This is a genomic window from Nocardia elegans NBRC 108235, assembly GCF_001612845.1.
In the GTDB taxonomy this organism is placed as follows: Bacteria; Actinomycetota; Actinomycetes; order Mycobacteriales; family Mycobacteriaceae; genus Nocardia; species Nocardia nova.
Map to the genome: position 1 here is coordinate 47,896 of NZ_BDBF01000040.1, position 13,163 is coordinate 61,058.

Consider the following 13,163-nt stretch of genomic DNA (forward strand, 5'->3'; position numbering starts at 1 on the left):
CTGGGCCATGACGGATGGAGGTATGGAGATCGTGACTGCTCAGGACGGGAAGCGCTTCAACTCGAAACACACGTTCGTCAGCAGCTCTCCCGAGGAGCGCGAGGCCTGGGAGCGGACACAGCGGGCGTGGCTCGCGCACGGTGGCGTCACCGAGTTCGAGGTGATGCATGACGACGCGAGCGTCACCATCCAGCACTACTTCACGGCCGAGACGCCCGAAGAGTCGGTCAGCTCGCCGCGCGACGACGCTTCTTCGTCGTAGCGCCCTTCTTCGCGCTGACCTTCGGCGCGCTGACCTTCTTCGCGACGTACACCCTGCCGGCGGGAAACGCGACATCGGTGCGTCGCGGCGCGAGCTGCGCCACCCGCTGCGGCGACAACCCCAGCAACTGAGCCGCATCGCGCTGCGTGATCCCCTGTCCGGTTAGGTTCTGTGCGACCTTGGCCAGCGTTTCCTGCTCGGCGCGTGCGGCCGCTTCCTTCGCGGCCCGTGCCTGCGCGAGCTCGTCCAGCAGCCCTTCGGTGCCGGCGACACGCAGGTCGATGTCGATCTCGTCCTCGGGAACGTCGAGCAGCAGGGCGACGACTTCGCGGGCCATCGACTTGGCTTCCTCCAGGTCGCGCCCCTGAGTGACGCCGACCATGTTGGGCGGCAAGCCCTCGATCTCGACGGCCCACCACCGGCCGTCGCGAGTGGCGGTGGCGTTATAGGTGGTGGTCATTGGTTACCCGCTTCCTTGATGATCGCCTGAGCGGTGCGCTCCGGGATGTCGGCGTGGCGTCCGACAGGGAACTGAACGTTGCCGAGGCGGTAGATGTCGTGCCGGTTGCCGTGGCGGACGAACTCAAGGCTGAGCCCGCGGGCGTCAGCCAGTTTCTGCAGCTCCCGCATCAGCTTGTTCTTCTTCACACGATAACTCTAACACGATTAGAGTTCAAATCTCTAGTTGGATTAGAGAAATTCGACTAGTGACAGCGTGGCGCCCCATGCTCGTCGCAAACTTCCAGCTCATGTACAGTGGCACTACAAAATCCCGCTGACGACCCGACCCCAAAATCGGAAACCGGCAGCGCAGCGGCCCGCTCGGGCTCCAACCTACGCCCACCCTGACTCCGTCGCGGTGGGCGTAGCTGTATCCCCAAACTTGCAGCGCGACCACGTCAAACCGGGTGACTGTGGCCCGGCAAGCACACCCAAAGAGCGAGCGTGCAAGCCCGGGACCATGCCCCGGGTGGTGTCGCTGCGTCCAGCGCTGCAACCCTCCCCGAAACCGAGGTACCCGCAATGGATCTCGCCGCTCTGGTGTGCGCCCTGCTCGGCCGACACACCGCCCCCGCTTACATCGCGCCCTTCCTGTGGGAGACCGTGTGGTGACCCGACTCGTTGCCTGCTGGCTACGCAACCTCGCCGATCACATCGACCCGCCCCGCCTGCCCCACATTCGGCGCGAGCCAATCAAGGTCGCGGACTGCGACGCCCTCGCCCGGTACTGCCGCGAGCGCGACCCGAAAGACACCGCTCGCCTGCCGGGCCGCTGACCTCACCGCGCCGCCCAGGCCGGTGACGATCCGAGAGGAAACGATCATGCTGCTCAACGTCCTATCCGCCGGTGCTCAACTTCTGCCCTGGCACGCAATCGGCAGCGCCATCGGCGGCCTGATCGGCGACGCCATTCAGGCCGCGCTCCGATGACCCCGACCGTCGGGAGCGTCGTTCACTTCCAGCACCCTGACGTGGGAACGTGCCCGGCGTTCATCACTGCGGTAACCGCCGAAGGCGGCGTGTACCTGACCGTGTTCCCGCCGGGGTACACGTCGGGCCCGCTGAACGACGCATACAACCAACCGATTGCCGTGCCGTTCGCCGAGACCCCGACCGATCGGCACTGGACCTGGCCGCCGCAAACCGAGCAACCGGACGCATGACCGTCATCGCTGCCGTCGCAGCCCAAGGCCGAGTGGTCATGGGCTGCGACACCGCATCCGACCACAACGGCACCGCGCTCTACACCAGGCTCGGGAAGATCGGCGGATTCAAGACCACCGACGGTGAGACCGTCCTCATCGGTGGGGCAGGCCACGCCGCCATCATTCCCACGCTGCAACGGCGCCTCACCATCGACGGCAGCCCGCGCGAGCAAGACGAGATCGGCGCCGAAGGATGGGCGAGCGCAGTCGCCGAAGCGATCACCGGCGTACTCGCAGACGCGAACCCGCCGCTACTCAGCCCCGCAGGCGAACACGCCGCATGCCTCGACGGCATCCTGCTCATGGCCTGGCGGCAGTACCTGTGGGTTGTCCAGACTCACTCGGCCATCCGGCCGCACGATGGCATCGCCGCCATAGGTTCGGGCCGCGACATCGCACTCGGCGCCATGCACACTGCGCTCGACTACGAAGCGCAGCCCTACGACGCAGTGCACAGCGCCGTGCGATGGGCGGCCCAGTTCGACTCGGGGTGCGGCATCGACGACCGCGGGCCGATGCTGTGCACCACCGACTGGGCCGAGTAGGCCGATGGCACGGGCCCGCCTCCATACGTGCTCGGTAACTGGATGCCCTCGGCTACAGCCTGGCCCCCGGTGCGCCGAGCACGAGACCGAGCGAGGCCGGCACCTACGCCGCACCACCCCGACCAAGGCGACCCGCGACTACCGCGAGCAGCAACGCCGAGCCGCCGCGGTCCGGGCACACCGAGCGCGGCGCGGAGACTGGTGCCCGGGCTGGCGACGGCCGCCTCACCCGAGCGCGGACCTGACTGCCGACCACATCACCCCGGTCGCCAGCGGTCGGCCCGATGGCCCGCTGCAGGTGCTCTGCCGGTCCTGCAACAGCCGCAAGCGCGACCACTGACCCGGTCAAATCGGACATTCCAGCACGATCGGCCGGGTATTTCCGCAGGTCAGAGGGGTGGCCGCCAGCCCAGGGGGGTGCCCCCGACCCCCCGACGGCGCTTCGCCCCGTCTGAGGTCGCTCGGTGGTGCGGAGGGTTCAAAAGTTTTCAGTCGCCCGAATCCGGCGTCCGATTCCGCTGCTTCGGGATGAGGCTGACGATTCCGAGCACGGCGACGAACAGACCGAGCACGACGCCGATCGGCTCGCCGCCGGTAAGGCTGATCAGGAACAGCAGCAGACCGACGGTGATGATCACCGCATCCATGAATCGTTTGTAAGTCACTGAGACCCCTCGGGATTGGTCGACCCGCGTCGCGATGGCGCGGATGCGTTGCGATCAATGTCGGTGTCCGGAATGTGGCTGTTACCCCCTGCCCGGCGCGAGGCCGGTCGGGATGTGTCTTGTCCGGGCGGCGCGATGCTGCCGGGAGGAGGTTGACCGATGCCGCGTGGTGGTGCCCGCAATCGCAGTGGGCCGCAGCCGGATCCCCGCTCAGGCCGCACCGATCGCCGAGGACTGGCGTTCGTCCAGTTGCCGGCCGAGGGCTACTCCGGTCCTGCGCCGGACTTCCCGCTGTCGCGGCCGAAGGCCCGCGAAAAGCAGCTGTGGGCGAAGGTCTGGACGTATCCGCAGGCGGCGCAGTGGGCGCGCGAACCGTGGCGGCACGAGACGATCGCGATGTATGTGCGGTGGAAGGTTCGCGCCGAGCAGCCGCATGCCGCTGCTGCGGACGCTGCCGCATCTCACCGGTTCGCCGATCAGATCGGTCTCACTCCGGCTGGCCTGCGTGAGAACGGTTGGGAGATAGCGGCCGACGAGGTGGCCGCGGCCCGTACTCAGCGGGAGGCGGCGCCGGTCGAGACCTCGGCGCCGCCGGAGCGCCGGTTGAGGTCGATGCCCGGTGGGGGCAGCTGAGGAAGGCTGGGTCGTCGATTTCCCGACCCTCGGCGATATCGGCGAGGCGTGGATTCGACGGCACTGCCGACAACCGGACGGCTACCGCCGCGGCGCCGAATTCCGTTGGTCGGATTGGCAGTTCTGGTGCTCAGCGAACTACTACCGCGTCCGTCCCGGCGTGCAGTGGACGTCCGATGACGAACCGCTGTTCAACCAGGCATTCGTCTATCGGCGTGCGCAGGTCGTCGCGCCGCAGAAGACGGGCAAGGGCCCGTGGGGCGCGTCGATGGCGTGTCTCGAAGCGGTCGGACCGTCACAGTTTCTCGGCTGGGCCGAGGAAGGCGACGGGTACGCGTGCTCGGACTGGGGTTGCGGCTGCGGCTGGGAGTACCCGTATCTCCCGGGCGAGCCGATGGGCATGCGTCACCCGTCGCCGGTCATCCAGCTGACCGCGAACAACGAAGACCAGGTCGGCAACGTCTACCGGCCGCTGACCGCGATGATCCGGCTCGGTCCGCTCGGCGACCTGATGGCCGTGCGCGAGGGCTTCATTCGCATATTTGGCGGTACTGGCGGCGAGGACTTCGACCGCATCGACGCCGTCACCAGTTCGGCGCGCGGCCGAGTCGGCAACCCGGTGTCGTGGGTGCTGCAGGACGAGACCGGCCTCTACACCAAGCAGAACAAGATGGTCGGCATCGCCGAGACCCAACGCCGCGGCGCGGCCGGCATGGGCGGGCGAACCCTCGAGACAACGAACGCGTGGGATCCGGCCGAGAACTCGACCGCGCAGCGCACCTACGAATCGAACGCCAAAGACGTTTTCAGGTTCTACCGGGAGCCGCCGAAAGCGTTGTCGTGGAAGAACAAACGCGACCGCCGCCGGATCCTGAAATACGTCTACGAGGGCTCGCCGTGGGTGAACCTCGACAGCATCGAGGCCGAGGCCGCCGAGCTGAACGAGGTCGACCCCGCGCAGGCCGAACGATTCTTCGGCAACCGACTCGTCGCCCGCGCCGGCACATGGCTGCCGCCCGACCTGTGGGACGCGGCGTATGCCCAAGCTGTGGCTTCCTAACCCGCCGCCTGGCACCGCAATCTGTGTCGGGTTCGACGGTTCGGAGAACAACGACTGGACCGCGCTGCGGGCCGAGACCCGTGAGGGCTTCCAGTTCACGCCGCGATACGGACCGGATAAGCGGCCGACGATCTGGAATCCGGCCGACTGGAATGGCAGGATCCCGCGCGGCGAAGTGCACGCCGCGGTCGCCGAAGTATTCGAGACCTGGCGGGTAGCAAGGTTTTACGCCGACCCGCTCGACTGGCGCAGCGAGATCGGCGACTGGGCACTCGCATACGGCGAGGAACACGTCATGGAGTGGGCGACAAACCGAATCAGCCCGATGTACTTCGCGATCCGGCGATTCGAAACCGACCTGACCACGCGGCGCATCACCCACGACGGCTGCCCGATCGCGGCCACCCACATCGGCAACGCCCGCAAGGTAACGAAACCGGGCGACAAATACGTGCTCGGCAAGCCGGCTGATCACCAGAAGATCGACACCGCGATCGCGTCCATCCTCGCCCACGAGGCGGCATCGGATGCGCGCGAGGCGGGCTGGGAAGACATCGACGGCCGCATGTTCTCGATGCGATGACATAGGAGGTGAGCGCCTACATGGTCGAGCTGCGTACAACGCTCACCGACGACGAACGCGACATCGTCAACCGGCTGAACGCGAAGTTTCACCGCCTGGTGCGCCAGGACGAGAGACACCGCGCCTATTACGGGGGAACGCAGCGGTTGAAGCACCTCGGTCTCGCGGTGCCCGAGGAGCTTCGCATTCTCGAGCTGGTTATCAACTGGCCCAAGATGTACGTCAAAGAGCTCATGCGGCGGCAGAAGATCAAGAGCATCTACCAGCCCGGCAGCGACGGCAAAGGCCCGGCCGACATGGCGCTGCAGGAAGGTTTCACCGCGAACAACCTCGCCTCCGAAATCCCGGTGCTGTGCAAGGAAAACCGCATCTACGGGCGAGCGATGCTGTCGGTCGGCGCGAACGAGGAGGACCCCGATCATCCGCTGATCCGGGTCGAGTCTCCGCGGCAGATGACGGTGCTCGTCGATACCCGGAAACGGCGTATCGCCGCGGCGCTGCGGCAGTACTACGACGAGGACATGAGAGAGCGGGTGGGCACGCTGCTGCTACCCGACAAGACGCTGCAGATCGTGATGCGCCAGGGCGTATGGGATCTCGACGTCGTCGGCGACGACACCGGTGTCGACGAGCACAGGCTCGGGCGCGTACCGGTGGTGCTGGTGCTCAACGATCGCGAGACGGGGAAGTGGGACGGCGAAACCGAGATGGCATCGGTCATGCCGATCACCGACGCGTGCGCGCGGACGCTGACCGATCTGCAGTACGGCGTCGAGACCGTGGCCATGCCGAAGCGGTACGCGCTCGGTTTCAGCAAGGGCGATTTCGTCGACAAGGACGGCAACCCGCAGCCGGTGTGGCAGACCTACCTCGATGCGCTGTGGGCGACCCAGAAGAGTCCGAAGGACGCCCACATCGGGCAGCTGCCGGGCGCGGACATCTCGGGATTCCACAACACCGTGAAGATGTACGCCGAACTCGCGTCCAGCGTGACCGGCCTGCCGTTCCGGTTCTTCGGCCAGAACACCGCGAACCCCGCCGCGGAGGGCGCGATCCGGGCCGACGAGTCCCGCATCGTCTCCAACGTCGAGGAATCCAACACCGAGATCGGTATCGCGCTCGGCTGGACGATGGCCCTCTACGAGCGTTTCCGCACCGGGGAATGGCCCGCGGCCGGTCTGCCGATCGCGGTGGACTGGCGCAACCCCGCGACCCCGACTCTGGCCGAGGAAGCCGATTCCATCGTCAAGAAGACCGGCGGCACACCAGTGCTGTCGCGTGAGGGCGCGTGGGACGAAATGGGCTGGGACGAGCCGCGCAAGGCGCGCGAGCGCGGCTACTTCGCCGCCGAGGCCGAGGCCGATCCGGTCGCTCGGCTGGCCCGTGACCTGAACACGAACGGTGCGGGCGATGCCACCGCTGCTGCCACCGGCGTCGGCTGAGTACTACTCCGAACAGCGCGACATCACCGCGAAGGTCCTCAAGGCGGCCCGCGATATCTGGGGGCGTCAACCCCCGGCGGAGTTCGACGAGTGGTTCGCTGCCAACGCCGACCGGCTGGTCGCGACGATCACCGCGGGGCAGGCGAAAGCGGTCGACGGCGCCGACGACTATGTCGGGCGGGTGCTCGGCCAGCTCGGCACCCCGGTCGACCCCGATGTCGGTATCGACACCTCGCGCCTGATCGGTATCGCCTCCGACGGCCGCGACCTCGAGGGCCTGCTGTACGGGGCGATCGTGCACGCCAAACACAATGTCGGGCAGGGCTATTCGCCGTCGCTGGCGTGGAAGAAGGCCAGCGAGACACTGCTGCAGTACACGCAGACTCAGGTCGCCGACGCGGCCCGCGTCGCATCCGGGCTCGCGATCACCGCCCGACCCCACATCGGTTACGTGCGGCTGATCAACGTGCCGTGCTGCCCGCGCTGCGCGGTGCTCGCCGGCCGCTGGTACAAGAAGGCGTCGTTTCTGCGCCACCCCGGCTGCGACTGCCGCAACATCCCCGCCAGCGAGGACGTCGCCGACGATCTGACCACCGACCCGCGCGCTTACTTCGACAGCCTGTCGGCCGCGCAGCAGGACAAGCTATTCGGCAAGGCCAGTGCCGAGGCGATCCGCGACGGCGCCGATATCTCGCAGGTGGTCAACGCCGAGCGCGGCATGAAGGTCGCCGGTGTCTACGGCCGCGAGCTCGCAATCACCACGGAGGGCGTGACTAAGCGCGGCATCGCCGGCAAGGCGATCCGGGCCCGTGGCCGCAACGCTGCGACCACGCCACGACTGATGCCGGAAGCGATCTACGAGATCGCTGAGGACCGCGCCGAAGTGCTGTCGCTGCTGCGCAAGAACGGCTACATCTTCGACGGGCAGCCGAAACGGGCACCGAAGCCGACCCCGAAACCCGCTGCAGCCGAACCCGCGCCCGCGGTCGAGGCCACACCGGTCGAGACACCGAATGTCGGCGAGCCGGCGCCGAAGCGGAAGGCGCGCAAGACCTCACCGTTCGCGGGGCAGTCGACCGCGGACTTGGAGGCGCGGATGTTCGCCAAGGCCGAGGCCGGAATCGTCGACGACGAATTCGACGCTCTCGCCGCCGAGATCGACCGCCGCACCCTGCGCGCGCAGGTCGAGCGGGAGCGCCGCGCGACAGCCCGGGAGACGAAGAACCGTACCGCGGACTCGACCTACGAGCAGCTGCTCGCGCAGGGCGTCGACGACGAGGAAGCGATCGAGCAGGCATACGGCGTGCCGGTCGAGAAACAGCGCCGCTACAACGCCACCTCCACGCTGCGCAGCTGGGGTTACGAGGGCAAGAGCCTCGACGCTCAAATCAGCGCGTGGCACAAGGACGAGGCGTATCGGGCGTGGCTGCAGGCCGAGAACGACACCAACGGCTACATGCTGTCCAAGGCGGGCGAGAAAGCCGGCACCGACCCGCGGCGACTGTGGTCGATGCCCGAGGCGCAGGCACGCAAGCACGCCAGCGAAGAACTGCGAGCATGGTGGGATGAGCACGGCCGCGTGACGAAAGCCGAGCTGAAAGCGCAGCTGCTCGACCCGACCGAGCTCGCGCGGATCCAGTCGAGCAGAAGGGATTTCCTGACATGAGCGCTCAGGAATACCTCGACGCCCGTAACGCCGGACGCGCCGCATTCGACCGCGGCGAACCGACCACCGCGAACCCCTACGCCGCCGCGGCCCGCGCCGGGCTGTCGTACCGCGACATCGTCGTCGACGGCGCCGATATCGCCGAGGCGAACCCGAAAGCGACCCGGCTCGCCCGGTTGTGGCTCGCTGGCTGGCAATCCGGCCGCGACGCCGACGAATCGTCCCGCAGCTAAGCGGGATCCGCGCACCGCCCCGCGCACCTTGGGCGGCACCCCTAATCGTCCCGACCGGCGCGAGGCCGGCCGGAATCTCCGCGACGGAGGAACACCAGTGGATATCAAGCTGCCTACGCACCCGGTGTGGGGACGCGCGATCGGCCTCCGCCGAAACGGCGCACCGATCTACCTGATCCAGGGCGGCTCGGGGGAGGGCGAACCTCCCGCCGATGGCGGCCAGGGCAACGACGCGACAACCGGCGAACCCGGCACTACGTCCGGTGAGACCGAACCGCCCGCCGACTCAACCGAGCTCGGTGAGGGCGGCAAGAACGCACTCACCGCCGAACGGGCAGCACGCAAGGCAGCCGAGAAGGCGCGGCGCGAAGCCGAGGCCAAGCTCAAGGCGATCGAGGACGCCAACAAGACCGAGGAGCAGCGCCGCGAGGAGCGCATGCGCGAGCTCGAGAAGGACGCCGCGAAGGCAACCCGATACGAGGCGGCCAACGCTGCCGGTCTGCCGTTGTCGATGGCCGGACGTCTGGTCGGCGACACCCTCGAGGAACTGGTCGCCGACGCCGAAGCGCTCAAGGCCGAACTCGCCGGCGTGAAGCCCGCAGAAACGCCTCCCGCCCCGCCGATTCCGAAGCCGGACCGGCGTCAGGGCGGCGGGCAGAACAACGCCACTGGTGGATCAATGGCGGCCGGTCGCGACGAGTACCGGGCGCGAAAACAACAGAAAGCCAAGTAATCCCACACTCTGAAAGGAGGGGCGCACGATGGACCTCAACATCAAGACCGACATTTTCGGTCAGGACGATCAGTCGTGGCTCGCCTCGGCCGAGGGTACCGACCGTGCACGCACGATCACCCTCGACCTGTCCACCTTCACCCCGGCCACTCACTACCCCGAGGGCTGGATGAAGTCGGGCTACGCACTCAAGAAGCTCGGCAGCGGCCTCTACGGGCTGTTCAGCCCAGGGGACGAGTCGGCCGCGGTGATCGCCGGTCATCTGCTGACCGCGGTCAAGGTGCCGGCGGGCCTGACGAAGGTGGCCGGTGCCCTGCACTGGCACGGCGCCGTGATCGTCGCCAAGTTGCCCCACACCGTCAACGCTGCCGGGCAGGCGACTGCCAAGCAGATCACCTACTTCTGAGAGGAGGCGTAACCGATGGCACTCGTGATCAATTCCGATTACGTCAAGCCGGCCGAACTGACCGGTTACGTCCGCGAAGCGTTGGCCGACATGCCGGTCAACGACCTCGCGATCGTCGACAACCTGTTGCCCGACACCATGATCGACGACGTCGAGTTCCGGGCGAACATCACTCAGCGCGGGTTGCGCCGGGCTGCTCAGTTCCGGTCGTACGACACCGAGGCGCGGATCACCGGCCGCAAGGGCATCACCCGAATCTCGGGCGAGCTCCCGCCGATGAGCGAAAAGCGGCGGCTCGGTGAATACGACCGGTTGCGGCTGCGCAAGGCCGACACCGCGATCCGCGACCTGATCTTCAACGACGCGGTCGAACTGGCCGACGCGCTGCGGACCCGGATCATCATGGCCAAGGCCGACGCGATCTACAACGGCAAGGTCACCCTCGCCGAAAACGGTCTGTCGCTGACCGCCGACTTCGGTCGCGCGCCCGGCAACACCGTCACCGCGGCGACCAAGTGGAACGTGACCGGCGCCGGCGCAGCCGACCCGATCAACGACCAGGAGTCGTGGTTTGCCACCTACCGCGCGACCAACTCGGGAAACCCGGCCCGCGCGATCACCTCGCAGCGCGTCATGTCCGCGCTGATGCGCAACGACAAGATCCGCGCCTACTGCCTGCCGCCCGGCTCGACGCAGGGCGTGGTGACCCGCGACCAGGTCAACGCGCTGTTCACCTCGTTCGGGCATCCGCCGTTCGAGATCTTCGACGCCCAGGTCGAAGACGCGGCGGGCAACGTCACGCGACTGTTCCCCGACACCGCGGTCGTGTACGTGCCGGGCTCGGGCGTCAAGATCGGCGAGACCGCGTGGGGCACCACCGCCGAGGCGCTCGAACCCGACTACGGCATCGACGAGACGGACGCGCCAGGCATCGTCGTCGGCTCGTACATCGACGCCGATCCGGTCGCGCGGTGGACCAAGGCGTCGGGCATCGGCATGCCGCTGCTGCTGAATGCGAACGCCACCATGGTTGCGACGGTGCTGTGATGGCATCGCTCAACACCACCGTTCACGTCTACGACGACACCGGCATCGCGCATGTCTTCGGTCCCGGAGCCGAGCCGCCGGATTGGGCGATCGCGAAGATCACCAACCCCGATGTGTGGGCTGACGAGGACGAGGCACACGCCGAGGACTCGGGCGACGGCCAGGGCGACGGCCAGGGCGACGGCCAGGGCGATCCTGCCGTCAAGCCGGTCGACGAGTGGACCGTGCCGCAACTGCGCGAGTACGCGCACAAGGCCGGCATCGATCTCGGCAACGCCACCAGGCGCGCCGACATCCTCGCGACGGTCAAGGCGGCCACTGTCCCCGCTCCGGACGGCGACGCCCAGGCATGACCAAACCGCCGCTGTTCGCAATCGAAGACGTGCAGGAGTACTCGGGCGAGACCTATACCGATGCGGCCGAGATCACGCAGGTGACTCGGTTCATCGCTCGCGCGTCCGCGCAAATGCGGTCGAGCGTGGCCGGCATCGACGAGCGACTCGTCGACGGCCGCCTCGACCCGGAGACGGTCAAGGGCATCGGCGCCGCGATGGTGCTGCGTGCCCTTGACACCCTTCGTCGCGGAATCCGCGTCACCCGAACCGAATACCCCGAAGTCTCCGAGTCCTACTCGGACGGCGGCGACGCCGCGGCGAGCCTGGTGTATCTGACCGCCGGTGAGCTCGACGAGCTGACCGATACCCCGGACACGGGTGAATCGTTCACCATCCGAACCGGGCGCTACTGATGGCATTCCGTGAACGCTGGACCGTGCTGCTGCCCGGCCCGGTGACGACCGATCCCAGTACAGGCAACGCGATTCCGGGCGAGCCGGAAGAGGTGCCGTGGACCGGTCTGCTGCAGCAGCGGATCATCACCGCGCCCGAGCAGGAAGACCTCGGCGGCGGCGTCACTACCGAGCGGCTGACCCTGCTACTCGATCCCGGCCTGCCGGTCGCGCTCGAGCGGCGTGCGGTGCTGCGGTTCGACGGGCCCGCCGGTGTCTCCGACATCGTCGCGGTCGGCGACACCATCACCGTGCAGGGCACACCCCGAGTCCGCCGCCCAGCGCGCGGATCCCGGCGGCCCGCGTATATCGCCGCGATCGTGCGGCATTCGAGCGATTTCCAGAAGGAGTAACCCATGATCGCCACATGGACCGATGAGAACGGCGTGACCCACACCGGCTCTGCCGACGGCCGCGCCTACAAGCGGCACAAGGCCGAGCAGGCGAAGGCCGCCGCGCATCCGAGCGAGCCAGTCGGCACCGTCGAGAGCGGTCTGATTCGGGCCATCCCCGAACCGCTCACCGAGGCAGCCGAACCGGCGTCCGAGGCCGCGCCGGCTGTCGAGCCGACCGCGGTTGCCGAGCCCGCTGCCGGGGTCGAGCCGCGGAAGCGCAGCCGATAGCCGATGGCCGGCTCGGCACGGCTGACCATCTTCGATGGTGTGGTCAACGGCTCGGCGCGGGTGCTGTCGACGCCGCGGCGTCGCGAGATCGCCAAGGAGATCGTCGAGGAAGCGCGAGCGACCGCGCCCGTGCTGACCGGCGAATTCCGTGACGGCATCCGCGAGGACATCCACGGCAACGACGTCGATGTCGTCGATGACGACCCCGACGCCATGTACAAGGAATACGGCACGTCGGACACGCCCGCGCATGCGACGCTGACCGACGCTGCCCGCAAGCACGGCCGGTATTCCGGTTGGCAGCCGCGAGGGCGCCGCCGATGACACCGATACCGTTCGCGCCCGGTGCTGTCCGGGCGTTCCTGATCGCGCAGCCGAAATTCACCGCGATGGTGTCGGCGGACGCGATCACCACCCGCGAACTGCCTGCCCCGCTCACCGGTGCCTGTGTCACCATCCGGGCGCCGGGCAACGTGGGCGAGGACCCGCTGCTGCGAAAGCCGCTGGTCCAGGTCGACGTGTGGGCACCGAAAATCGAAATCCTCGGCGGCACAACCGACCCCGAAGAACTCACGTGGGATATCGCGGCGCTGGCGGGCGAGCTGCTGGCCCGCGCGAAGCCGCAAGAGTTCCGGGGCTCCGGTTGGAATGCCCGATGGACCGACGGCCCGATCAACATGATCGACACCAAACGCGGCCCCGACGATCCGCTGTACCGCGCGACGATCCGCGTGGAACTCAAGATGCGCGCGCCGCGCCTCTGAAAACCATT

The 13,163-nt window shown here is 67.8% G+C and carries 22 protein-coding genes; 18 read left to right on the forward strand and 4 right to left on the reverse strand.

Translation table 11 applies throughout. From position 1 onward, the window contains the following. The first annotated feature begins 22 nt into the window (after positions 1–22). Positions 23–262 (forward strand): hypothetical protein, encoded by a 240-nt coding sequence (locus tag NE2_RS25770; RefSeq protein ID WP_063030197.1) that lies wholly within the window; start codon positions 23–25, stop codon positions 260–262. Here the strand turns inward: NE2_RS25770 and NE2_RS25775 are convergent. The 3 genes from NE2_RS25775 to NE2_RS25785 form a co-directional block, all read right to left on the reverse strand. Beyond that, the gene (locus tag NE2_RS25775) at positions 228–722 is read right to left on the reverse strand and encodes a type II toxin-antitoxin system HicB family antitoxin (RefSeq protein WP_063030199.1); all 495 of its coding nucleotides are present in this window, start codon (positions 720–722) and stop codon (positions 228–230) included. The genes NE2_RS25770 and NE2_RS25775 overlap by 35 nt on opposite strands. Then, positions 719–910, reverse strand: a complete 192-nt coding sequence (locus NE2_RS25780; protein ID WP_063030201.1) for a hypothetical protein — start codon at positions 908–910, stop codon at positions 719–721. The genes NE2_RS25775 and NE2_RS25780 overlap by 4 nt, the downstream gene beginning before the upstream one ends. Positions 911–1,395: 485 nt before the next feature. Further along, positions 1,396–1,587 carry a hypothetical protein gene (locus tag NE2_RS25785; RefSeq protein ID WP_063030203.1) on the reverse strand — a complete coding sequence of 64 codons (192 nt, stop codon included), beginning with the start codon at positions 1,585–1,587 and terminating at the stop codon, positions 1,396–1,398. A 102-nt stretch (positions 1,588–1,689) separates the two neighbouring features. Between NE2_RS25785 and NE2_RS25790 the strand changes: the two genes are divergently transcribed. Both NE2_RS25790 and NE2_RS25795 read left to right on the forward strand, forming a co-directional pair. Beyond that, positions 1,690–1,926, forward strand: a complete 237-nt coding sequence (locus NE2_RS25790) for a hypothetical protein (RefSeq protein WP_146165190.1) — start codon at positions 1,690–1,692, stop codon at positions 1,924–1,926. Beyond that, positions 1,923–2,513 (forward strand): hypothetical protein, encoded by a 591-nt coding sequence (locus NE2_RS25795; protein ID WP_063030207.1) that lies wholly within the window; start codon positions 1,923–1,925, stop codon positions 2,511–2,513. The genes NE2_RS25790 and NE2_RS25795 overlap by 4 nt, the downstream gene beginning before the upstream one ends. Before the next feature lie 488 nt (positions 2,514–3,001). Here the strand turns inward: NE2_RS25795 and NE2_RS35940 are convergent, their stop codons facing one another. Further along, positions 3,002–3,178: a hypothetical protein gene (locus tag NE2_RS35940; RefSeq protein WP_157110966.1), complete on the reverse strand. Its 177-nt coding sequence runs from the start codon at positions 3,176–3,178 to the stop codon at positions 3,002–3,004. A 159-nt stretch (positions 3,179–3,337) separates the two neighbouring features. Here NE2_RS35940 and NE2_RS25800 point away from each other — a divergent pair, with 159 nt between their 5' ends. The 15 genes from NE2_RS25800 to NE2_RS25870 all read left to right on the forward strand — a co-directional run bounded on the left by NE2_RS25800 (position 3,338) and on the right by NE2_RS25870 (position 13,155). Beyond that, entirely contained in the window at positions 3,338–3,811 is a 474-nt protein-coding gene (locus NE2_RS25800) for a hypothetical protein (RefSeq protein ID WP_063030209.1), read from the forward strand. Continuing rightward, entirely contained in the window at positions 3,798–4,871 is a 1,074-nt protein-coding gene (locus tag NE2_RS25805) for a hypothetical protein (protein ID WP_063030215.1), read from the forward strand. The genes NE2_RS25800 and NE2_RS25805 overlap by 14 nt, the downstream gene beginning before the upstream one ends. Further along, positions 4,849–5,454 carry a terminase gene (locus NE2_RS25810; RefSeq protein WP_063030217.1) on the forward strand — a complete coding sequence of 202 codons (606 nt, stop codon included), beginning with the start codon at positions 4,849–4,851 and terminating at the stop codon, positions 5,452–5,454. The genes NE2_RS25805 and NE2_RS25810 overlap by 23 nt, the downstream gene beginning before the upstream one ends. Positions 5,455–5,462: 8 nt before the next feature. After that, complete coding sequence (locus tag NE2_RS25815; RefSeq protein WP_233429881.1) at positions 5,463–6,896, forward strand: phage portal protein; 1,434 nt, start codon at positions 5,463–5,465, stop codon at positions 6,894–6,896. After that, positions 6,865–8,562, forward strand: a complete 1,698-nt coding sequence (locus NE2_RS36620) for a hypothetical protein (RefSeq protein WP_174553980.1) — start codon at positions 6,865–6,867, stop codon at positions 8,560–8,562. Before NE2_RS25815 ends, NE2_RS36620 begins: the two co-directional genes overlap by 32 nt. Continuing rightward, positions 8,559–8,795: a hypothetical protein gene (locus tag NE2_RS25825; protein WP_063030221.1), complete on the forward strand. Its 237-nt coding sequence runs from the start codon at positions 8,559–8,561 to the stop codon at positions 8,793–8,795. Before NE2_RS36620 ends, NE2_RS25825 begins: the two co-directional genes overlap by 4 nt. Before the next feature lie 97 nt (positions 8,796–8,892). Then, positions 8,893–9,528, forward strand: a complete 636-nt coding sequence (locus NE2_RS25830) for a hypothetical protein (protein WP_063030223.1) — start codon at positions 8,893–8,895, stop codon at positions 9,526–9,528. Between the two features lie 28 nt (positions 9,529–9,556). Further along, positions 9,557–9,934, forward strand: a complete 378-nt coding sequence (locus NE2_RS25835) for a hypothetical protein (protein WP_063030225.1) — start codon at positions 9,557–9,559, stop codon at positions 9,932–9,934. Positions 9,935–9,949: 15 nt separating this feature from the next. Then, on the forward strand, positions 9,950–10,981 hold the full coding sequence (locus tag NE2_RS25840; RefSeq protein ID WP_063030228.1) for a major capsid protein: 1,032 nt from the start codon (positions 9,950–9,952) through the stop codon (positions 10,979–10,981). Then, entirely contained in the window at positions 10,981–11,334 is a 354-nt protein-coding gene (locus NE2_RS25845) for a hypothetical protein (RefSeq protein ID WP_063030229.1), read from the forward strand. Before NE2_RS25840 ends, NE2_RS25845 begins: the two co-directional genes overlap by 1 nt. Beyond that, a complete protein-coding gene (locus tag NE2_RS25850) occupies positions 11,331–11,729 on the forward strand; it encodes a hypothetical protein (protein ID WP_063030231.1) in 399 nt (132 codons plus the stop codon). The genes NE2_RS25845 and NE2_RS25850 overlap by 4 nt, the downstream gene beginning before the upstream one ends. After that, entirely contained in the window at positions 11,729–12,121 is a 393-nt protein-coding gene (locus tag NE2_RS25855) for a hypothetical protein (protein WP_063030233.1), read from the forward strand. The genes NE2_RS25850 and NE2_RS25855 overlap by 1 nt, the downstream gene beginning before the upstream one ends. 3 nt (positions 12,122–12,124) lie before the next feature. Next, the gene (locus NE2_RS25860; protein ID WP_063030235.1) at positions 12,125–12,391 is read left to right on the forward strand and encodes a hypothetical protein; all 267 of its coding nucleotides are present in this window, start codon (positions 12,125–12,127) and stop codon (positions 12,389–12,391) included. Positions 12,392–12,394: 3 nt separating this feature from the next. Beyond that, complete coding sequence (locus NE2_RS25865; RefSeq protein WP_063030237.1) at positions 12,395–12,715, forward strand: HK97 gp10 family phage protein; 321 nt, start codon at positions 12,395–12,397, stop codon at positions 12,713–12,715. Then, positions 12,712–13,155 carry a hypothetical protein gene (locus NE2_RS25870; RefSeq protein WP_063030239.1) on the forward strand — a complete coding sequence of 148 codons (444 nt, stop codon included), beginning with the start codon at positions 12,712–12,714 and terminating at the stop codon, positions 13,153–13,155. Before NE2_RS25865 ends, NE2_RS25870 begins: the two co-directional genes overlap by 4 nt. Positions 13,156–13,163: the final 8 nt, after the last annotated feature.

Bases quoted from the DNA above. Each gene is read 5' to 3' on its own strand.
- NE2_RS25770 (WP_063030197.1), top strand. From the start codon at position 23: ATGGAGATCGTGACTGCTCAGGACGGGAAGCGCTTCAACTCGAAACAC.
- NE2_RS25775 (WP_063030199.1), bottom strand. From the start codon at position 722: ATGACCACCACCTATAACGCCACCGCCACTCGCGACGGCCGGTGGTGG.
- NE2_RS25785 (WP_063030203.1), bottom strand. From the start codon at position 1,587: ATGATCGTTTCCTCTCGGATCGTCACCGGCCTGGGCGGCGCGGTGAGG.
- NE2_RS25790 (WP_146165190.1), top strand. From the start codon at position 1,690: ATGACCCCGACCGTCGGGAGCGTCGTTCACTTCCAGCACCCTGACGTG.
- NE2_RS25795 (WP_063030207.1), top strand. From the start codon at position 1,923: ATGACCGTCATCGCTGCCGTCGCAGCCCAAGGCCGAGTGGTCATGGGC.
- NE2_RS25800 (WP_063030209.1), top strand. From the start codon at position 3,338: ATGCCGCGTGGTGGTGCCCGCAATCGCAGTGGGCCGCAGCCGGATCCC.
- NE2_RS25810 (WP_063030217.1), top strand. From the start codon at position 4,849: ATGCCCAAGCTGTGGCTTCCTAACCCGCCGCCTGGCACCGCAATCTGT.
- NE2_RS36620 (WP_174553980.1), top strand. From the start codon at position 6,865: ATGCCACCGCTGCTGCCACCGGCGTCGGCTGAGTACTACTCCGAACAG.
- NE2_RS25825 (WP_063030221.1), top strand. From the start codon at position 8,559: ATGAGCGCTCAGGAATACCTCGACGCCCGTAACGCCGGACGCGCCGCA.
- NE2_RS25835 (WP_063030225.1), top strand. From the start codon at position 9,557: ATGGACCTCAACATCAAGACCGACATTTTCGGTCAGGACGATCAGTCG.
- NE2_RS25840 (WP_063030228.1), top strand. From the start codon at position 9,950: ATGGCACTCGTGATCAATTCCGATTACGTCAAGCCGGCCGAACTGACC.
- NE2_RS25845 (WP_063030229.1), top strand. From the start codon at position 10,981: ATGGCATCGCTCAACACCACCGTTCACGTCTACGACGACACCGGCATC.
- NE2_RS25850 (WP_063030231.1), top strand. From the start codon at position 11,331: ATGACCAAACCGCCGCTGTTCGCAATCGAAGACGTGCAGGAGTACTCG.
- NE2_RS25855 (WP_063030233.1), top strand. From the start codon at position 11,729: ATGGCATTCCGTGAACGCTGGACCGTGCTGCTGCCCGGCCCGGTGACG.
- NE2_RS25860 (WP_063030235.1), top strand. From the start codon at position 12,125: ATGATCGCCACATGGACCGATGAGAACGGCGTGACCCACACCGGCTCT.
- NE2_RS25865 (WP_063030237.1), top strand. From the start codon at position 12,395: ATGGCCGGCTCGGCACGGCTGACCATCTTCGATGGTGTGGTCAACGGC.
- NE2_RS25870 (WP_063030239.1), top strand. From the start codon at position 12,712: ATGACACCGATACCGTTCGCGCCCGGTGCTGTCCGGGCGTTCCTGATC.